Genomic DNA, 19,214 nt, shown 5'->3' on the forward strand with positions numbered 1-19,214 from the left:
CGAATCCTGATTAACTCGCCCGATGGGGGACGAGGAGGACAATTTCGACCTGCCGCTGGCGGAGGCTCGTTCCGACGAGGTGCTGACGCTCGACATCGACGGCTGGGAGGGACCGCTCGACCTGCTGCTGAGCCTCGCCCGCGCCCAGAAGGTCGATCTCGCCAGGATATCGATCCTCGCGCTGACCGAGCAATATCTGTCCTTCATCGACAACGCCAAGGCGCTCAAGCTGGAGATCGCCGCCGACTATCTGGTGATGGCGGCGTGGCTCGCCTATCTCAAATCCTGCCTGCTGCTGCCCAAGGACCCCGAGGTCGAGCCGAGCCCCGAGGAACTGGCGCTGCGCCTGCAACTTCGCCTGCAACGGTTGCAGGCGATGCGCGAGGCGGGCGCGCGGCTGATGGGACGCGACCGGCTCGGCCGCGACGTGTTCGCGCGCGGCACGCCCGAGGGGCTGAAGGTCGTCCGCAAGGCGGCCTGGGACGCCAGCCTGTTCGACCTGATCTCCGCCTATGGCGCGGTCCGCGCGCGCGGCGAGGAGGCGGTCCATGTCGTCCAGCGGCGGCCGGTGATGACGCTCGACCAGGCGATCGAGCGGGTGTCGATGATGGTGGGCGCGGTGATCGACTGGACCAGCCTGGAGGCCTTCCTGCCCCCCGGCGCGTCGGGCGACTATCGCCGCTCGGCGCTCGCGTCGAGCTTCCTCGCCGCGCTCGAGCTCGCCCGGCAGGGCCGGGTCGCGCTGCAACAGGAAGAAGCCTTCGCGCCGCTCATGCTGCGGAGCGCGGCGGCATGATCGAGGAACCCGACAATCTGCTCCGTGCCCTCGAAGCCGCGCTGTTCGCGGCGGAGGAGCCGATGAGCCCGGCCGAGCTGTCGACGGTGATCGGCATCGACGCGCTGGGCGACGCCCTGCCCCGGCTCGCCGCGCTCTATGCCGGCCGCGGCATCGAGCTGGTCGAGCGCGGCGGCCGCTGGCATTTCCAGACCGCCGCCGACATGGCCCATATCCTGCGCCGGACCCGCGAGGAGCCGCGCAAGCTGAGCCGCGCCGGGATCGAGACGCTGGCGATCATCGCCTATCACGAGCCGGTCAGCCGCGCCGAGATCGAGGCGATCCGCGGCGTGCAGATATCGAAGGGCACGCTCGACGTGCTGCTGGAGGCGGGATGGATCCGCCCCGCCGGACGGCGCGAGGCGCCCGGCCGGCCGCTGCTCTATGCGACCACGCCGAGCTTCCTGACCCATTTCGGCCTGTCGAGCCGCAAGGACCTGCCCGGGATCGCCGACCTCAAGGCGGCGGGCCTGCTCGATCCGGTCGACCTCGCCTTCGAACAGCTCCAGATGGAGACCGGCGGCGCGCCGGACGACGAGGAGTGACGGCCCGGCAGCGCGGCGATCGGCCGTCACCGTCCCGTCACGGCCAGGCTCCATGGGACGCCGTCCGCGTCCTCCCTCTTCGCTTCGCCCGCAACGAACGTTGCGGATACCGTGGGCAGGCCCTAAATGACCCCAATCAAGGAGATTCCCCATGGGTAGTATGAGCATCTGGCATTGGCTCGTCGTCGGCGTCCTCGTGCTGCTGTTGTTCGGCAAGGGCCGCTTTTCGGACATGATGGGCGACGTCGCCAAGGGCATCAAAAGCTTCAAGAAGGGCATGTCCGAAGAGGACGAGCCGACCCAGCCGGCCGAGCCCCGCCCGACCCCGCGCCTGCAGCAGCAGCCCCCGATCGAGCCGAACGCCGATCCGAAGCTCCAGCCGATGCAGGACGATCGGCCGCAGCACTGACCCTTTCGAGGCCCTCGGCGCCATAAGCGATGCTGGACGTCGCCCCCACCGAACTGCTGCTCGTGGCGCTCGTCGCGCTCGTGGTCATCGGGCCGAAGGACCTGCCGCGCGCGATGCGGTTCGTCGGCCAGTGGGTGGCCCGCGCGCGCGGTGTCGCCCGCCATTTCCGCTCCGGCATCGACGAGATGATCCGCCAGGCGGAGCTCGAGGAGATGGAAAAGAAGTGGAAGGCGGAGAATGAGCGCATCATGCGCGAGCATCCGCCGCAGCCGCAGCCGGCCGATGGCGAGATGCTGCCGCTCGGCGCGCCGCAGGATGGCGGCGGCGCGGAGATGACTTCGCCGGAATCGACGACGCAAGCCGCAGCCGAGGGCACCCCGCCCGATCGCCCCGCCACGTCGCAACAGCCATGAACGACATCGACGACAGCCGCGCGCCGCTGCTCGACCATCTCCTGGAACTGCGCCGCCGCCTGCTGATGGCGTTCGCGGCGCTCGCGGTCGCGTTCGGCATCTGCCTCTATTTCGCCCGCCCGATCTTCGCCTTCCTCGTCCAGCCGCTGCTGCGCGCGGGCCAGGGCAAGCTAATCTACACCCAGATCTTCGAAGCCTTCTTCGTCGAGATCAAGGTCGCCTTCTTCGCCGCGATGATGCTGGCCTTTCCCGTCATCGCCAACCAGATCTGGCAGTTCGTCGCGCCGGGACTCTACAAGAACGAGAAGCGCGCCCTCCTGCCCTTCATCTTCGCGACGCCGATCCTGTTCCTGTCGGGGGCGGCGCTCGCTTATTATGTCGCGATCCCCGTCGCGCTCCATTTCCTGCTCGGCTTCCAGGGCAATCTGGGCGGCGTCCAGCAGGAAGCCCTGCCGGCGGTCGGCAACTACCTGTCCTTCGTGATGCAGTTCCTGTTCGGCTTCGGCCTGTCCTTCCTGCTGCCGGTGCTGCTGATGCTGCTCGAACGCGCCGGGATCGTCACCCGCAAGCAGCTCGTCGGCGCGCGGCGCTACGCGATCGTCGGCGCCTTCGCCATCGCGGCGGTGCTGACCCCGCCCGACGTGGGCTCGCAGCTCCTGCTCGCGGTCCCGCTCATCATCCTCTACGAACTGGCGCTGATCGGCATCTGGTTCACCGAGCGGCGGCGCAAGACCGGGGATGAGGAAAAGCCCGAGACGGCCTGACCGTCCCGGGCTTCATCCCGTGTCACGCCCGCAATGAAGGCGGGCGCCCTCGTCGATGGCTTATTTCGAATCGTCGGCGGCGTCGGAGACCGCGCGGCCGGCCGAGGATACGTCCTTGCCCGCGCCTTCGACCGTATTGCACGCGGTGACCGCGAGCAGCGAAAGGCTGACGAAGGCGACGGCGATGGTGCGTTTGAACATGGCAAACCTTTCCTGGATGCTCTGAGGCTTCCGCGACGGAAGCTGCATCGGATCAATGCTCGCTGTCGGGCTTGGTTCCCGATCCATCCCGACCCGTGCAAATCCGCCTTCGATTCCAGGAACTTGCCCAAAAAAGTTGGGCCCGGACGCATTTACGGGGGGGTAATGCGACCGGGCCCTTTGTCGAGCGGATAGCGGGAGCGGGGGGGCAAAGCATCGCTATCCGAACAGCAGAACGAGCCGGCCCCGGCCTTGTTCCCCGCCCGCATGGAAATTTTTTGGTCCCCGCGACGCGGGTCGTTTCAGGGCTGGACGCCGATCTCGACCTCGAAGCGACCGGTCTGCAGATCCTGCGAAAGCGGCGCGCGGAACTGGCGCGCGATGCCGGTGACGACCCGTTCGAAACGGCCGATCCCAGGATAGTCGTCGAGCGCGCCTTCGGCCATGCCGACCGTCTCGATCCGCAGATTGGCGCGCCCGGGCCGGTCGGTCGCCTCGAGCGAGATCAGCACCGAGCCCTGCGGGTTGCAATGCATCAGCAGCTCGACGACCTCGGTGATGAAAAAGGCGGTCGGCACCGCGATGTCCTGCGTCACATGCGCGTCGATCAGGTTGAGCGCGATCGGCATGCCGGTGGCGGCCGCGGGGGCCGACGCCCGGAGCGACGTCGCCAGCTCGCCGGCCAGCGCCCGCACCGAGACGCCTTCATTCTCCTCCAGCTCCGCATAATGGTTGCGGTGGACGACGGCGAGCGCGTCGACCCGGCGCTGGATCGCGCCATAGGCGTCGGCGACGGCGCCTTCGGCCCCGCGCGCGTGCAGGTTGATCAGGCTGGAGACGACCTGAAGATTGTTCTTCACCCGGTGGTGCACCTCCCGGGTCAGGCGGGTCTGGCGGGCGAGGCCCTCCTCCAGCTCCAGCTCATGGTCGTGGATGCGCGCCGCGACCGCGGCGAAGCTCTCGGCCAGGTCGCGTATCTCCTGGCTGGGCGTGGTGAGTCGGGGCAGGTGCAGCGAGCTGTGGCCGCCCTTCCAATTGTCGATCGACTGCTTGAGCTGGCTGAGCGGGCGCAGCAGCAGGCGGTTGACGATCAGCCATCCGGTGAACGCGGCGGCGGCCCACATCAGCAGCGGCAGCAGGACGACGAGCATCGTCCGGGCCCGCGACGGCGCCAGCCGATATTCGGCGATCAGCGCGAGCTGCCCCCCGGCCAGCGGCTGCGAGAGACGCAACAGGTCGTTTTCGGCGGTCTCGCCATGATCGACCAGCACGACGTCGACGGAGCCCTGCCGCAGGATCATCCGGTTGAGCGGCAGCCCGCCACCCGAGGAGACGGCGAGACGGATATCGTCGAGCGGGATGTCCGCTTCGAACAGCAGGCCGTCGCGGCGAGCCGCGGTGAAGCGGAAGCTGTGGCGCTGGAGGTCGAGCCAGACATGGTCGACGCCCTGATCGACCGGTGCGATCCGCTCGATCGGCGCGCCGTGCGACTGGCAGATCCGGCGCCGGCCGCCGTCGAAGATCGCGACCGGCGGCCGCCCGCTGCGGTCGCGACGCGCCTGCCGCGCGATCGCCGCGCAGAGGGCGGAGGCGGGCTCGAGGCTGGCCTGGGGCGATCGCACCGCATCGAGCCCCCGGTCGATGACCATTTCGACGCGGGTGGCGTGGAAGGCCATCGCCGTCCGCACCGCCATGCGCTGCTCGGCCGAGGCCGAGCGGGCCATGTCGAGCGAGGTCAGCAGCGCGATGAAACCCAGCGGCAGCATCGCCGCCGACAGGATCAGCAGCATCTTGGTGCCGGTGGACAGGCGGGCGAAGGCCAGTTTGGCGGGCTGCTTCATCCGCTGGGGCGACCCGCCCCGCTGGCCCGTCCGATCGGAAGGGCGGCTGCCGGGAACATGATCAATCCAGCTTGTTCAACAGATCCAGGAATTCCGCGGGAATGGCTTCATCGACCGTCTGGGAATAGACGGAACGCAACGCAGCGCCGACGGACGCGTCGCGCACGGGGTCGCTCTTCCGCTTCCGGGCCGCCTTGCCTCCGCCGGTGTCGTTTGCCGGCTCGTCCGACTGTTCCTGATTAGCCAACCGGCCCACGCCCCTGACCTGCATCTCGTTGTCCAACACTCTCCAATGCAACGGCTTTTGGACACCGCCCCTCTTGGATCGATCCGGATGCGTACCATTTTACACGCCATGGTAAAACGCGCATCATGCATGAAACAAAAAACTTGTCCGTTGGTTCCATGACGGGAATGTCTCTTTTTGCACATTCGTCATTGGAAGCCCCGGGCGGCTTCCGCGACACCGGCTGGGCTGTTATCGCTCTTGCCCGTGTAGCGGCGGACACCCGCGTCGATGAATCCAGGGAGTGTTGATACCCATGTCGCTCGGCCAGAAACTCGCCCCCCACCTGCCCTTCCTGCGTCGTTACGCCCGGGCGCTCACCGGCAGCCAGAGCCATGGCGACAATTATGTGCGGGCCACGCTGGAGGCGATCGTCGCCTCCCCCGACGGCTTCCCCGGCGGGGTCGACGTCCGGGTCGGCCTCTACCGCACCTTCCAGGCGATCTGGAGCTCGGCCAATTATGACGAGATCGAAACCCCGACCGCCGACGCCGAGCGCGAGGCGATCGCCCAGGCGCGGCTCAACGCGATCACGCCGCTGTCGCGCCAGGCCCTGCTGCTGACCGCGATGGAGGGCTTCACCGTGGCCGACACCGCCTATCTGATCGAGGCCAGCCCCGAGGAGGTCGAATCGCTGGTCGCCGACGCGATCGCCGAAATCGATCGCCAGACCCGGACCGACGTGCTGATCATCGAGGACGAGCCGATCATCGCGATGGACCTCGAGACCATCGTCCGCGATCTCGGCCACAGCGTCAGCGGCGTCGCCGTGACCCGCGACGAGGCGGTGGCGCAGGCGCACGCCCATCGACCCGGCCTCGTCCTCGCCGACATCCAGCTCGCCGACGACAGCTCCGGCATCGACGCGGTCAAGGACATATTGGCCGAGTTCAGCGTACCGGTGATCTTCATCACCGCCTTCCCCGAACGGCTGCTGACCGGCGAGCGGCCCGAACCGACCTTCCTGATCACCAAGCCCTTCCAGCGGTCGACGGTGAAGGCCGCGATCAGCCAGGCGCTGTTCTTCAACGCGGCCACGATCGAGGCCTGAGCGATATCGTTTCGGTCGCGATTGCATTGGAACCCGCCCTGCGGACGATCGTTGAGCCGGTAGAATGGACGACACGAGTCGTCCCGCCGGGACAATGGGGATCGGATGGCAGGACAGGCCCGCACCGCGATGGCGGCGAACGCTTCAGCTGGGGTAGCAGATCATATGGATGACGAGGATCAGGACGTCGACGGCGTCGAGACGCCGCGCGGCGAGCTGGTCGCCTTGTCCGACGACGAGTTCAAGGACGAGCTCGCGCGGGTGATCCCCCATCTCCGCGCCTTCGGCCGCTCGCTGTCGGGCAATCGCGACCTCGCCGACGATCTCGTCCAGGAGACGCTGATGAAAGCCTGGGCGGCGCGCAAGCGCTTCCAGGCGGGCACCAACATGCGGGCCTGGACCTTCATCATCCTGCGCAACCTGTTCCTGTCGCAGATGCGGCGCGCCCGCTTCCGCGGCGAATGGGACGAGCATACCGCCAACAAGTTGCTGGCCGCGCCTGCTTCGCAGGACCGCCACATCGAGCTGGCCGACATGCAGCGCGCGCTGATGCACCTGCCGCAGCCGCAGCGCGAGGCGCTGATCCTCGTCGGGGCCGGCGGCTTCGCCTATGAGGAAGCCGCCGAAATCTGCGGCTGCGCGGTGGGAACGATTAAGAGCCGGGTGGCCCGCGGGCGCGCCGCGCTCGAACAGCTCCTCGACCATGGCCAGCTGCCGTCGCGCCGCGAGCACAAGACCGATCCGTCGACCACGACGCTCCAGCAGATCATGGCCGACGTCGATCACCTCAGCAAGGAATAGGGACGACCGGCGGAGGCCCTGCCGCCGTCGCGGCGGGCTTCCGCCCTATTTGCGGTCGAGCTTCGACAGCAGCCGCGCCAGATCGTCGGGCAGGCCGTAGCTGCCCGGATCGAACGCCGCCCGCAGCGCATTGCCGATGCCTTCATGACCTTGCGGCGCCTGAATCGTCCGCATCGGTGAAATTCGGGCCTGCATGGACAAATGGGAGGGCGTCGGCTTTTCCATGACTAACATAACGCAATAAGCCGACCTTGTTTCCCAATGTTGCACTCCCGTTCGAATCGCCTATGCGATGACAGGATGACCGGGCGCGTCGACAAGCACATCCTTTCCAACGCCTTGGCACGGATAGGTGACTTTTCGCCTTTCCTGTCCGGCCTCGCGAGCCGCCATCCCGAGGTCGTCGCGGCGGTGCGCGACCAGGGGCTCGACCAGGCGATCCGCGACGGCCTCGCGAGGGAGGAATCGGACGACGTCGGCAGGATGCTGCGCCGGCAGCGCCAGGTCGTGTCGCTCGCCGTCGCGCTCGCCGATCTTGCCGGCATGGCGACGCTGGAACAGGTCGTCGGCCATCTGTCGGCCTTCGCCGATCATGCGCTCGACACCGCGATCCGCGCCGCCATCGCCGAGCGCACCCCCGATGCCGAGCCGGGCGGCTTCGCGGTGCTGGCGCTCGGCAAGCATGGCAGCGGCGAGCTCAACTATTCCTCGGACATCGATCCGATCCTGATCTTCGATCCCGCGACGCTGCCGCACCGGCCGCGCGAGGAGCCGGTCGAAGCCGCCGTCCGCATCGCGCGGCGGATCGTCGAGCTGCTCCAGAGCCGCGACGAGCACGGCTATGTCTTCCGGGTCGACCTGCGGCTGCGCCCCTCGCCCGAGGTGTCGCCGCTCGCCCTGCCGGTCGACGCCGCGCTCAGCTATTATGAATCGGCGGCGCTGCCCTGGGAGCGCGCCGCCTTCATCCGCGCCCGCGCCGCCGCCGGCGACATCGCGCTGGGACAGGGTTTCCTCGAAGCGATCCGCCCCTTCGTCTGGCGCCGCTCGCTCGATTTCGGCGCGGTGCGCGAGATCCGGCAGATTTCGCGCCGCATCCGCGACCATTATTCGCGGGGACAGGTGCTCGGCCCCGGCTACGACCTGAAGCGCGGGCGCGGCGGCATCCGCGAGGTCGAGTTCTTCGCGCAGATCCACCAGCTCATCCATGGCGGGCGCGAGCCGCAGCTCCGCGCGCCCGCGACGCTCGACGCGCTGCGCGCGCTGAGCGAGGCGGGGCGGATCGATGCGGACTCGGCGGCCGACCTGGCCGAGGCCTATCGCCTGTTCCGCACCATCGAGCACCGGCTCCAGATGGTCGACGACCACCAGACCCACCAGCTCCCCAAGCAGGCCGAGGCGCTCGACAATGTCGCGCGGCTCCACGGGCTCGACGACGGGGCGGCGCTGGTCGAGTTGCTGCGCCCGCATGTCGACCGGGTCGGAACCGTCTATGACGGGCTCGACAATGACGGCGAGGCGCGCCTGCCGGTGCAGCCCGACCAGCTCGAAGCGGCGCTGGAGGAGGCCGGCTTCGCCGATCCGCCGGCCGCGCGGCTGCGGATCGAGGGGATGCGCGACGGCAAGAGCCGCTCGCTGCGGACGCCGGTGGCGCAGGACGCGCTCGAGGCGATGTTGCCGACGCTGATCGCGGCGCTCGGCAAGGCGCCGTCGCCACAGGACGCGCTCAACCGCTTCGAGGACCTGGTCGCCGGGCTGCCGAGCGCGATCAACCTGTTCCGGCTGCTCCAGGCCCGCCCCGCCCTCGCCCGCGCGCTGATCGACGTGCTGAGCCATGCCCCGGCGCTGTCGCAGGCGCTGGGCCGCCGCCCCGCGCTGCTCGACGGGCTGATCGACGCGACCGCGCTGGCGCCGCCCCCGCCGCAGGAGGAGCTGGTCGCCGAGTTCGACGATAGCGAGGGCAGCGACAATTATGAGCTGCTGCTCGACAGCGTCCGCCAGCGGGTCGGCGAGCGGCGCTTCGCGCTCGGCGTCCAGCTGATCGAGGCGGTGTCCGATCCGCTCGACGTGGCGCAGGGCTATGCCCGGGTGGCGGAGGCCGCGCTGACCGTGCTGGCGAGCGCGACCGTCGCCGAGTTCGAGGCGAACCACGGCCGGATTCCGGGCGGCGAGCTGCTGATCGTGGCGCTCGGCCGGCTCGGCGGCGGCGCGCTGACCAACGCCTCCGACCTCGACATCGTCTATCTGTTCAGCGGCGACTTCATGGCCGAATCGGACGGTGCCAAGCCGCTCGGCGCCACCACCTATTTCAACCGGCTGGCGCAGCGCGTCTCGGCGGCGATGTCGGTTCCGACCGCAGCCGGCCCGCTCTACGAGGTCGACACGAGGCTGCGCCCGTCGGGCACGCAGGGGCCGCTGGCCGTGTCGATCGACAGCTTCGCGCAGTATCAGCGCGAGAGCGCCTGGACCTGGGAACATATGGCGCTGACCCGGGCGCGGACGATCTTCGGATCGGCGGCGGCGCGCGCGCGGGTCGACGCGATCATCGCCGAGGCGCTGGGCCGCGAGCGCGATCCCGCCGTGCTGCTCGCAGACGTCGTCAAGATGCGCGGCGAGATCGCCCGCCACAAGCCGCCGTCGAGCCCGTTCGACGTCAAGCTGATCGACGGCGGGCTGGTCGATGCCGAGTTCACCGTCCACCTGCTCCAGCTCCGCCATCGCACCGGCTTCGATCCGCGGCTGCGCACCGCGATGCGGCTGCTCGCCGAGCAGGGACTGCTCGATCCGGCGGTGATCCCCGCGCATGAGCTGCTGACCCGGATGCTCGTCACCCTGCGGCTCGTCTCCCCCGCCTCGACCGAGCCGCCCGAAGCGTCGCAGACGCTGGTGGCGCGGACCTGCGGAGAGGCCGACTGGCCGTCGCTGGTTAAGGCCTATGAAACCGCCCGCGCGCTGATCGGCGGCGAATGGAAGCGGGTTTCCTCCGCAAGCTGAGACAGAAAAGCCCCGAAACATGGGCTTCTTCCGGCGCCGACTCGAGCGACCGGGAAAATATGGTGTCCCGATTTTAACCAGTCTCGCGCACCCGAGCTTAAAGACTCGCTGCTATCCCGATCATCATTGAAGTGCGTGTTGCGTAGCGTGAGATCATCGATGGTCGTATTCATCGACGGGCGCCCCAGCGTATCGGGGCGCCCCCTTTCCCTCCGCCCGGTGCGGCCATGAGGCACGAGCCCGCCCTCCGGGTTCCGGCCCTCCCCGATGCCGGCTCTGGCCCCGGCTCCGCCCGCCTGCTGGCGGACCTCGAGCGGCATTGCCTCGACCTGCGGACCCGGCCCGGCGCAGCCCGTATCGACCCGCTGTTCGCGCGGTTCGACGACTTCGCGATCCGCGCCGCCGCGCTGGTCGACGACCTCTCTTGTCCCGCCGGCCCGCAGCCACCGCTCCGCCGCGCCTTCCGTCAGGCCCATGCCGACCTGGGCAAGGCCTTCGACGAGATCGAAAGATTGCTGGCGCTTCCGGCGCGGCTCGGCATCGCGGCCGCCCGCTTCAGCGACGAGATGCTGGCCGCCACCGCGCTGATGGCGCTGCTGGCGCCGCTCCGCACCGATGCCGATCGCCTCCTCGCCACGCTGTCGCGCGAGGTCCGTGCCCTGCTCCATCCGGGGATAGCCGATCCGATCGAGGCGCAACTGGCCGATGCGGGCTGCGTCGATCCGCCCGGCGCGGCGCGGCGTCTGCGCGGCTGGCGCGCCGATCCGGCCGACCGCGACGCGCTCGACGTGCTGCTGCCCGGCCTGGTCGCGATGCTCGGCCGATCCCGGGACCCCGATGGGATGCTGGCGACGCTCGACACGATCGTCGCCCGGCGACCCGCCGACATCGCCCTCTCCGCGTCGCTCCGCTCGCTGGTCGAGCTGCTCGGCGATGCGCCGGGCCTGTCGTCTTCCCTGATCGCCCAGCCGGCGCTGATCCGCCGGCTGATCGACGGCAGCGCCTCCGCGCCGCTGCCCCCGCCTGCCGATCTCGATGCCGAGTTCGGCCATTTGATCGGTCTCGACGACCGGCAGGCGGGACCCCCGCGGATCGCCCGGGCGATCGAGGCGCATCGCTTCGATCTGGGGCTGCGGCTGATCGAGCGGACGGCCGATCCGCTCGACATCGCCGCAGCCCATGCCCGCCTCGCCGAGGCGGCGCTGCGCGCGATCGCCGACGACGCGCTCGCGCGGATGCGCGAGGATCATGGCGTCGTGCCGGGATCGGACCTCGCCATCCTCGCGCTCGGCCGGTTCGGTGGCGGCGCGCTGACCAGCCGGGACGCGCTGGACCTCGCCTATCTGTTCACCGGCGACCGCCAGGCGTCGAGCGACGGCCGCGCGCCGATCGCCGCCGAGGCCTATTATGACCGGGTGGCGGAACGGATCAGCGCCGCCATGGGACCGCTCTGCTCGGTCGAGCATTTCGAAGCGCGCTCGCTGGACCCCGTCGCGCTGGCGCGCGCACGGTTCGTCTACGGTCCGGACACGGCCCGCCGGGCGGCGGCGGCGGCCATGCGGCGCGGGCTGGGCGAACCGCTCGACATCGCGCGCCGCAGGCCGGCGGCCGGTCCCTATGACGTCGAACGGGTGCGTGGCGGACTGGCCGAGCTCGACCTCGCGGTCCGGCTCAACCAGATCGCCGGCCTTGCCGACATCGATCCGAACCTGCGCACGGCGATCGGCGCGCAGGTTCGGGCGGGGCTGCTCGATCCGGCGGCGGCCGGCGCGCATGCGACGCTGGTCCGGCTGCTGGTGGCGCTCGACCTGCTGGCGCCGGACGGCGGGGAGCCCGCACCCGAGCAGCGGCCGACCATCGCCCGCTTGTGCGGCCATGACCATTGGGACGGGCTGGAGGCCGATTACGGCGCGGCGCGGGTAATCGTGCAGGAAAGCCGCCAGGCGGCCGTCGCGCGGACGATGGCGACGAACGGTTGAAGTCCCCCTCCGCCTCGTCCTAAGGATCGCCTGACTCAGGAGACACAAGATGCTCAAGGAAGGCGACAAGGCCCCCGATATGACGCTCGACCTGCCCGACGGCAGCAAGACGAGCGTCGCCGAACAGGCGGGCAAGATCCTCGTCCTTTATTTCTATCCGAAGGACGATACGCCGGGCTGCACGACCGAGGCGCAGGGGTTCACCGCGCTGGCCGACGATTTCGCCAAGGCGGGCGCGACGATCATCGGCGTGTCGAAGGACAGCGCCGCGCGACACCAGAAGTTCATCGACAAATATGGCCTCAAGATCCGCCTCGCCTCCGATGGCGACGGCAGCGTCTGCGAGGCGTTCGGCACCTGGATCGAGAAGTCGCTCTATGGCCGCCAATATATGGGCATCGACCGGGCGACCTTCCTGATCGGCAAGGACGGCACCATCGCGCGCATCTGGCGCAAGGTGAAGGTCAAGGGCCACGCCGAGGACGTGCTGGCGGTCGCGAAGACGCTATAGGCGACGCTTCGGCCGCCGGAACCAGAAGCTCCACACCGCGAGGCTGCCGAGCAGCGCGAGCGCCAGCCCCGACAGGGTGATGACGATCCGCCAGCCGAGGCCGCCGACCTTCGCCGCGTGGATCGGATAGATCATGTTGTAGCCGCGCGCCTGCCGGTCGAAGCCGCGGGCATCGCGCGCGGCGACCAGCCGTCCGCTGTCGGCCGCGAACCACAGCATCGTCCGGCCGTTGGGCAGCCATTCCTCGGGCTGGCGCATCCGCACCGCGATCAGCCCGCTGTCCTTGCGCGGCAGGCTGAGCAGCCGCAGCTCGGCATCGGGGAAGCGGGCATGCGCGGCGCGGATGATCGCGGCCCAGTCGATGGCGTCGGACAGCGGCACGCCGATCGGCTTCGGCGGCTTCATCGCCCGTTCGACCGCGGCGGACGTGCCGGGGCCGAGCGCCACGACGGCGACCGGCCGGAAGATCATCACCGCGCCGGTGTAGAGCGACAGCGCCAGCAGCGGCGCCATGACGATGCCGAGGTCGCGATGGTGGCGGACGATCGCCGGGCGGCTCATCCGGCGCGGCCATAGCCGCCATTCGAAGGTCCTGCGGGTCCGCCACCACAGGACCACGCCCGAGATCACGAAGAACAGCCCGCACAGCGCGGCGATGCCGATCACCACCTCGCCCGCGTCGCCGGCGAAGAGATGGTGGTGGAGATCGAACAGCCACAGCTCGGGCCGTTCCCACTGGCTGTCCCAGCGGCTGACGATGTCGCCCGCCTGATCGGCATAGGCGCCCGCCCCCTTGGCATAGGAGAGGCGCAGCAGGCCGAAGCCGTCGCTGGCATAGAGGATGCTCTGCGGCCGCGCCGCCGGATCGGCCATCAGCCGCGCGGTCGCGGCGGCGAGCGCCGCCCCGTCGGCCACCCGGGCGTCCGATGCGTGCGGCAGGTCGATCCAGGCGTCGCGATGGACGAGGATCGCGCCGGTCAGCCCCAACAGGGCGAGCACCAGCCCGATCAGCCCGCCGGTCCAGCGGTGCAGGGTGTCGAGCAGGCTCAGAAGCGATAGTCCCAGCTAAGCGTGAAGTTGCGGCCGCGCCCGGCGAAGTTGAAGAAATTGTCGGTCGGGCGCTGCGTGGCGGACGCGTAGTCGATATATTGCTTGTCGAAAAGATTCTGGACCGAGAAGGTGAACCCGCCCAGGCCGGTCTGGTAGCGGATGCTCGCATCGGTCAGGTCATAACCGCCGAACCTGTTGCGTGGATCGAGCACGATCTCGCTGCTGCGGAAGGTCCGACTCAGATAGAAGTTGGTCTGCACCCGCGCCGAGACCGCGCCCCGGTTGAAGCTGGCCGCCAGGTTCAGGCGATCGGGCGAGATGTTGGCGCCGTCGAGGTCGGTCCCCGCCGTGCCGTCGGGCGTCGCGCTGGCATCGTAGCGGCCCTTGATATGGGCATAGCCCACCGACAGCCTGAGCCCGTCGATCGGCATGCGGACCCCGGCGTTGACCTCCAGCCCCTCGATCTCGACCCGCTGGCGGATCACGTTGAAGATGCCGGCGCCGCCATTGACCAGCACCTGGCCCTTGTTGCTCGACGACCAGAAATAGGTGACGCTGGTATCGAGCGGCCCGCGCTTCACCTCGACGCCGATCTCGCGGTTGTTCGAGATGACCGGGCTGATGTCGAGATAATTGTCGAGGTCGATGCCGGGCTTGCCGATCGCCCGGGTGATGCGCCCGATGTCGGCGACGGTGAAGCCCTCGGCATAGCTGGCATAGGCGCGGATGCCCTTCCACGGCTCGAAGATGATGCCGCCGTTGAGCAGCACGTCGTCGAACTTCGGCTTGCCGCCGCCGACCATGACGCCGCCATAAGCGTTCGGATTGGCCGTCGTCACCGTGGTCGAGGCGAGCGTCTGGAAGTCGTCGATCCTGATCTGGACATTCTCCCAGCGCGCGCCGCCCGCCAGGCGGAGCTTCTCGTCGAACAGCGCCAGGTTGAGCTGGGCAAAGGGCGCGAGGCTGCGGAAATCGCTCGGCGGCACCCAGACGCGGTTGGTGGCGATCAGCCGCTGCTCGGTCTTGTCGAACAGCGCGTCGAAGCCGAGCGTGCCGGTCAACGCCTCGAAACCGGGAACCGCGCGCTCATAGCTGATCTTGAAGCCGAGCTTGCGCGACCGGTTCTGCGACTGGTCGAACAGCGTGCCGACCGGCGCGATCGTCGGGTCCTGGAAGGTCGCCTGCGTGACCGGCTCGCCGCCGAAGGTGTCGCGGGTCCGGTTGAAGAAGAGCTGGCTGACGAAGTTGCCGCCGCCGAGATCGGTGTCGGTGACCGAAAGCGCGACGCTTTCGGTGCGGCTCTCGGCGGGCTTGAGCGGCGGGTTGCCGCGCGTGGCGCTGGTCGGCAGGCCGGCCGTCTTGTCGCCCGCCACGGCGATATAGTCGCCGTCGACCTTCATCTCGTAGCGGCTGGCGATCAGGTCGATCCGGCCGGTATCGCCGAGCTGGTAGCCGAACCGGCCGAACAGCGAGAGGGTCTTCGAATCCTGCGTCTCGCCCTGGGTCAGGTTGACGCCGACCCGGCGGCCGTCGCCGTCGTAGAAGACCGCCCGCTTCTCATAGGCCGCGCCGACCGTCGCGTCGAAGCGGTCCTTGCGATACTGGACCAGGCCGGCGGCCTTCCCGCCCAGGCCGTCCTTGTGGAAATCATTGTCGGCATTGCCCTGCAGCAGCACCCGGCCGCCGAACCCCTCGGCGGTCGGCGGCGCGACCGTGACCTGGTTGACGATACCGCCGGTGCCGCCGACGCCCTGCAGCGCGTTCGAGCCGTAGATCACCTCGACCCGGTCGATGAAGAAACCGTCGATGGTGAAGCCGTCGCGGCTGCCGTCGCGCAGCGGGGTGGTCTGCGGGATGCCGTTGATCGCATAGAGCGGCGAGCGGCCGCGCAGCGTCTCGCCCGCGCCCGACATCTTCTGCCGGGTCGGCGAGAAGGACGGCGTCAGCGTCGCGATCGAATCGATCACCGATCCGGAGATCGACATCTGCTGGTCGAGCTCGGACTTGCCGACGATGTCGATGGTCAGCGGCAGGGCATTGGCCGGCAGGATGCTGCGCGCGGCGGTGACGACGATGTCGTCCTTCGCCGTTTCGGTAGCGGCGTCAGGCGAGACCTGGGCCAGGGCGGGCATGGCGATGGCGAGTGCCGAGACGGATGCGGCGATACGGAACGGACGGATCATCTTTCCCCCTTCTGATTGGGGGAGCCGCTAATCCCTATCGCCCACTCTTGCAAGTGATTATCAGTAGCGAACCGCCGTGAGAGGTGGATCAGCGCGGCAGATGATCGCGGAACACCTCGATCACCCGCGTGTAGAGCTCGCGCTTGAACGGCACTATCAGGTCGACCAGCTCGCCGGCGTCGACCCATTTCCAGGCACGGAATTCGGGCTCGGGCGTGTCGAGGTCGACATCGGCGTCGGTGCCCAGGAAGCGCGCGACGAACCAGTGCTGCGCCTGCCCGCGATAGCGGCCGCCCCAGATCTTGCCCTGCAATTCCGGCGGCAGGTCGTAGAGCAGGATGTCGGGCGCCTTGGCCAGGATCTCGACGAGGCCGGGGCCGATGCCCGTCTCCTCCTCCAACTCGCGCAGCGCGCCGGCCTCGGGCGCCTCGTCGGGGTCGAGCCCGCCCTGCGGCATCTGCCAGGCCTCGAGCGCGCTGTCGATCCGCTGCGCCACGAACACCTTGTCCTCGGCATTGAGCAGCATGATCGCCGCCGCCGGGCGATAGGGAAGCGTCTTCTTCACGGCCGATATTCCTCGATCATCGTCCGGAAGGCGGCGAGACAGCCGCGCAGGTCGTCCTCCGACGAGGGGATGGCGCGGCGGAGCGTCAGCCAGCCGTGGATATTGCCCTTCGCCTCGCGATAGGCCACCGGCACGCCCGCCTCGATGCAGGCCACCGCATAGGCCCGCCCCTGGTCGAGCAGCGGATCGAGCGTCGACGTCACCACCAGCGCCGGCGGCATGCCGCGCTGGTCGCCCAGCCGGGGCGAGGCGCGCCAATGGTTGAAGTCGGGCGCATAATGGCCGTTGAACCAGCGCAGCGTGTCGAGGTTGAGCATGTAGCCCTCGCCCAGCCGCTCGGTCGACGGATAGCGCTTGCGCAGGTCGACCGCCGGATAGAGCGGCCAGATCGCGATCACCGGCAGCGCCGCGGGATGGTTGCGCAGCGCCATCGCGGTGACGATCGACAGCGTGCCGCCGCCGCTGTCGCCGCATAGCGCGAGCGCGTTGAAGCGGCGGCCGAACAACAGGCCCTGCTCGGCGGCCCAGCGGGTCGCGTCCTCGCAATCGTCGGGGCCGGCGGGCCAGGGATGCTCGGGCGCGAGCCGATAGTCGATCGACAGCACCGGCAGGTCGAGCCCGATCGCGATGTCGGCGGCCGCCGCGTCGTACAGTTCGAGGTCGCCGAGCACGAAGCCGCCGCCGTGGAAGAAGACGACCAGCGGCCCCTCCCCCCGCTCCGGGCGCGGATCGTAGAAGCGCGCGGGGATCGATCGGCCGTCATGGGTCGTGATGAACAGGTCCTCGCGCGTCGCGATCGGCGGACTCTCGACATCGGCGAAGACCCGCAATCGGGCCGACATCTCGCGCGCGGCCGGCGGATCGACCTCATAGGTCTTGGGACCGGCGCGATTGTTGATGTCGTCCAGAAAGGCGCGGACGTCGGGGCGGACAAATTCCTCGTTCATGGCTTTCCATCGGCAAAATCGGATAATGAGGCAAGATGCTGCATGTCGTTCACCATCCTCATTATGTCTCGCCGGCCGCGCCGGGAAGCAGCTTCAGCTTCGACAAATATGGGCTGGTGATGCAGGCGCTGGCCGAAAGCGGCGCCGATCCCCTTCTCCACCAGCCCGACCCGATGCCGCGCGCATGGATCGAGGCGGTCCACGATCCCGACTATGTGGACGAGGTCGCCGCCTGCCGGGTGCCGCCCGTCAAGGCGCGGCGAATCGGCTTCCCGGTCACCGAGCGGGTGGCGCGGCGCGCCTTCCTCGCCCCCGGCGGCACCTGGCTGGCGGCGAAGCTGGCGCTGCGGCACGGCTATGCCGCCAACGGCGCGGGCGGCAGCCACCATGCGATGGCCGACAGCGGCGCCGGCTATTGCGTGTTCAACGACCTCGCCATCGCCGCCAACCGGCTGATCGTCGAGCGCGACGCCGCGCGGATCATGATCGTCGACCTCGACGTCCACCAGGGCGACGGGACGGCGGTGCTGACCGCCGGCCGGCCCGACGTCTTCACCTTCTCGATCCACAGCGAGCGCAACTTCCCCGCGCGCAAGGCCCGGTCCTCTTTCGACCTGGGGCTGCCCGACGACACCGACGACGCCGATTATCTCGCGGCGCTGGCGGGGCACCTGCCCGCCGCGATCGACGCCTTCGCGCCAGACCTGATCCTCTACCAGGCCGGGGTCGACCCGCATCGGGAGGACAAGCTCGGCCGGCTCGCGCTCAGCGACGAGGGGCTGGCCGACCGCGACCGCTTCGTGATGCGGCAGGCGCGGCGGCGCGGCATCCCGCTGGCCAGCGTGCTCGGCGGCGGCTATGGCGACGACCGCCTCGCCGTGGCGCGGCGGCACGTCGGATCGATCCTCGCGCTGTACGAGGCCTTTCACGACGCTGGCGCGCCGGCCGGAACAGGCACCGCCGCCCTATTGGATTCGCTCTGATGCTTCCCGACATTTCGGCCGCCTGCCGGGCCGTCCTCGACGAACCCCGGCCGCTCGCCAAGGTGAAGGCGGCGCGGCGCGCCGCGCGCGACTGGCGGCTCGGCCGGACCCCGTGGGGCTTCGCCACGGCGATGCCCGATCGCCCCGCCCGCACCGACCGACCGCCGCTGCTGCCGCCGTCGCGCATGCCCAAGCGCGGGCGCGCCGGATCGCCCCGCGCGCGGATCGCGATGCTCCATGCGCTCGCCCATATCGAATATGTCGCGATCGACCTGGCCTTCGATCTGGTGGGCCGGTTCGGGGGGCATTTCCCGCAACGCTTCGTCGACGAATGGATCGCGGTCGGCGCCGAGGAGGCGATGCACTTCGCCCTGATCGAACGGCGGCTGAACAGCTATGGCGCACGCTATGGCGACCTCCCCGCGCATGACGGGCTGTGGGAAGCGGCGGCCGAGACGGCGCACGATCCGCTCGCCCGGCTGGCCGTGGTACCGATGGTGCTCGAAGCCCGAGGGCTGGACGTAACCCCTTCATTGATAAGCCGTTTCGAAGCTGCCGGCGACGAGCGATCGGCCCGCGTCATGCGCCGCATCGCCGACGACGAGGTCGACCATGTCGCGGCGGGGGTCGGCTGGTTCCGATTCTTGTGCGACGCAGCGCGAATCGACTGCGCCCAGAGCTGGCAATCGATGGTCAGGTTACACTTCCGCGGAGCGGTTAAGCCTCCGTTCAACGACTCGGCGCGCGACAGAGCCGGTTTAACGAAAGAGATGATGGCCGGGGTTGCCGCCCCCTGTGATCTTTCTCACAACCGCCCCAGTCGCGTGAGGGGGGGCCATTCCTGACGTCGGCGCAACAG

At 69.3% G+C, this 19,214-nt stretch carries 20 protein-coding genes; 12 read left to right on the forward strand and 8 right to left on the reverse strand.

From position 1 onward, the window contains the following. Positions 1-22 precede the first annotated feature (22 nt). The 5 genes from HRJ34_RS12080 (at position 23) to tatC (ending at position 2,966) form a co-directional block, all read left to right on the forward strand. Positions 23-796, forward strand: coding sequence for a segregation and condensation protein A (locus HRJ34_RS12080; protein WP_016746795.1), 774 nt, complete (start codon positions 23-25; stop codon positions 794-796). Continuing rightward, positions 793-1,380: an SMC-Scp complex subunit ScpB gene (scpB, locus tag HRJ34_RS12085; protein WP_012050115.1), complete on the forward strand. Its 588-nt coding sequence runs from the start codon at positions 793-795 to the stop codon at positions 1,378-1,380. The genes HRJ34_RS12080 and scpB overlap by 4 nt, the downstream gene beginning before the upstream one ends. 151 nt (positions 1,381-1,531) lie before the next feature. Continuing rightward, positions 1,532-1,789, forward strand: a complete 258-nt coding sequence (locus tag HRJ34_RS12090; protein ID WP_012050114.1) for a twin-arginine translocase TatA/TatE family subunit — start codon at positions 1,532-1,534, stop codon at positions 1,787-1,789. A 29-nt stretch (positions 1,790-1,818) separates the two neighbouring features. After that, positions 1,819-2,202, forward strand: coding sequence for a Sec-independent protein translocase protein TatB (tatB, locus tag HRJ34_RS12095; RefSeq protein WP_030090109.1), 384 nt, complete (start codon positions 1,819-1,821; stop codon positions 2,200-2,202). Continuing rightward, positions 2,199-2,966 carry a twin-arginine translocase subunit TatC gene (tatC, locus tag HRJ34_RS12100; protein ID WP_012050112.1) on the forward strand — a complete coding sequence of 256 codons (768 nt, stop codon included), beginning with the start codon at positions 2,199-2,201 and terminating at the stop codon, positions 2,964-2,966. Before tatB ends, tatC begins: the two co-directional genes overlap by 4 nt. 60 nt (positions 2,967-3,026) lie before the next feature. Here the strand turns inward: tatC and HRJ34_RS12105 are convergent, their stop codons facing one another. The 3 genes from HRJ34_RS12105 to HRJ34_RS12115 form a co-directional block, all read right to left on the reverse strand. Further along, complete coding sequence (locus HRJ34_RS12105) at positions 3,027-3,167, reverse strand: entericidin A/B family lipoprotein (protein WP_016746793.1); 141 nt, start codon at positions 3,165-3,167, stop codon at positions 3,027-3,029. 302 nt (positions 3,168-3,469) lie between these two features. Beyond that, positions 3,470-5,008 (reverse strand): sensor histidine kinase, encoded by a 1,539-nt coding sequence (locus HRJ34_RS12110; RefSeq protein WP_030090108.1) that lies wholly within the window; start codon positions 5,006-5,008, stop codon positions 3,470-3,472. Between the two features lie 61 nt (positions 5,009-5,069). After that, complete coding sequence (locus tag HRJ34_RS12115) at positions 5,070-5,294, reverse strand: NepR family anti-sigma factor (RefSeq protein ID WP_086400466.1); 225 nt, start codon at positions 5,292-5,294, stop codon at positions 5,070-5,072. A 256-nt stretch (positions 5,295-5,550) separates the two neighbouring features. Here HRJ34_RS12115 and HRJ34_RS12120 point away from each other — a divergent pair, with 256 nt between their 5' ends. Together HRJ34_RS12120 and HRJ34_RS12125 are read left to right on the forward strand one after the other, a co-directional pair. Further along, positions 5,551-6,345, forward strand: coding sequence for a response regulator (locus tag HRJ34_RS12120; RefSeq protein WP_012050109.1), 795 nt, complete (start codon positions 5,551-5,553; stop codon positions 6,343-6,345). 165 nt (positions 6,346-6,510) lie between these two features. Continuing rightward, positions 6,511-7,146: a sigma-70 family RNA polymerase sigma factor gene (locus HRJ34_RS12125; RefSeq protein WP_029548947.1), complete on the forward strand. Its 636-nt coding sequence runs from the start codon at positions 6,511-6,513 to the stop codon at positions 7,144-7,146. Between the two features lie 45 nt (positions 7,147-7,191). Here HRJ34_RS12125 and HRJ34_RS29450 read toward each other — a convergent pair whose 3' ends face one another. After that, on the reverse strand, positions 7,192-7,320 hold the full coding sequence (locus HRJ34_RS29450) for a hypothetical protein (protein ID WP_016746789.1): 129 nt from the start codon (positions 7,318-7,320) through the stop codon (positions 7,192-7,194). Between the two features lie 126 nt (positions 7,321-7,446). Between HRJ34_RS29450 and HRJ34_RS12130 the strand changes: the two genes are divergently transcribed. The 3 genes from HRJ34_RS12130 to HRJ34_RS12140 all read left to right on the forward strand — a co-directional run bounded on the left by HRJ34_RS12130 (position 7,447) and on the right by HRJ34_RS12140 (position 12,627). Beyond that, positions 7,447-10,137 carry a bifunctional [glutamine synthetase] adenylyltransferase/[glutamine synthetase]-adenylyl-L-tyrosine phosphorylase gene (locus HRJ34_RS12130; RefSeq protein ID WP_208634214.1) on the forward strand — a complete coding sequence of 897 codons (2,691 nt, stop codon included), beginning with the start codon at positions 7,447-7,449 and terminating at the stop codon, positions 10,135-10,137. A 227-nt stretch (positions 10,138-10,364) separates the two neighbouring features. After that, positions 10,365-12,116 carry a glutamate-ammonia-ligase adenylyltransferase gene (locus tag HRJ34_RS12135; RefSeq protein ID WP_208634215.1) on the forward strand — a complete coding sequence of 584 codons (1,752 nt, stop codon included), beginning with the start codon at positions 10,365-10,367 and terminating at the stop codon, positions 12,114-12,116. A 49-nt stretch (positions 12,117-12,165) separates the two neighbouring features. Continuing rightward, a complete protein-coding gene (locus HRJ34_RS12140) occupies positions 12,166-12,627 on the forward strand; it encodes a peroxiredoxin (RefSeq protein WP_208634216.1) in 462 nt (153 codons plus the stop codon). Here HRJ34_RS12140 and HRJ34_RS12145 read toward each other — a convergent pair. The 4 genes from HRJ34_RS12145 to HRJ34_RS12160 all read right to left on the reverse strand — a co-directional run bounded on the left by HRJ34_RS12145 (position 12,622) and on the right by HRJ34_RS12160 (position 17,372). Further along, positions 12,622-13,677 (reverse strand): PepSY-associated TM helix domain-containing protein, encoded by a 1,056-nt coding sequence (locus HRJ34_RS12145; RefSeq protein WP_208634356.1) that lies wholly within the window; start codon positions 13,675-13,677, stop codon positions 12,622-12,624. The two genes, HRJ34_RS12140 and HRJ34_RS12145, sit on opposite strands and share 6 nt — an antisense overlap. Next, positions 13,674-15,860, reverse strand: a complete 2,187-nt coding sequence (locus HRJ34_RS12150) for a TonB-dependent receptor (RefSeq protein WP_208634217.1) — start codon at positions 15,858-15,860, stop codon at positions 13,674-13,676. The genes HRJ34_RS12145 and HRJ34_RS12150 overlap by 4 nt, the downstream gene beginning before the upstream one ends. Positions 15,861-15,948: 88 nt before the next feature. Then, positions 15,949-16,425: an RNA pyrophosphohydrolase gene (locus HRJ34_RS12155; protein WP_012050101.1), complete on the reverse strand. Its 477-nt coding sequence runs from the start codon at positions 16,423-16,425 to the stop codon at positions 15,949-15,951. Next, on the reverse strand, positions 16,422-17,372 hold the full coding sequence (locus HRJ34_RS12160; protein ID WP_208634218.1) for an alpha/beta hydrolase: 951 nt from the start codon (positions 17,370-17,372) through the stop codon (positions 16,422-16,424). The genes HRJ34_RS12155 and HRJ34_RS12160 overlap by 4 nt, the downstream gene beginning before the upstream one ends. Before the next feature lie 35 nt (positions 17,373-17,407). Here HRJ34_RS12160 and HRJ34_RS12165 point away from each other — a divergent pair, with 35 nt between their 5' ends. Then, positions 17,408-18,355, forward strand: coding sequence for a histone deacetylase family protein (locus tag HRJ34_RS12165; protein ID WP_208634219.1), 948 nt, complete (start codon positions 17,408-17,410; stop codon positions 18,353-18,355). Next, entirely contained in the window at positions 18,355-19,200 is an 846-nt protein-coding gene (locus HRJ34_RS12170; RefSeq protein ID WP_208634220.1) for a ferritin-like domain-containing protein, read from the forward strand. Before HRJ34_RS12165 ends, HRJ34_RS12170 begins: the two co-directional genes overlap by 1 nt. The last annotated feature ends 14 nt before the right edge of the window (positions 19,201-19,214 follow it).

Origin of the sequence: Rhizorhabdus wittichii (assembly GCF_017607425.1) — a bacterium.
GTDB classification, from domain to species: domain Bacteria; phylum Pseudomonadota; class Alphaproteobacteria; order Sphingomonadales; family Sphingomonadaceae; genus Rhizorhabdus; species Rhizorhabdus wittichii.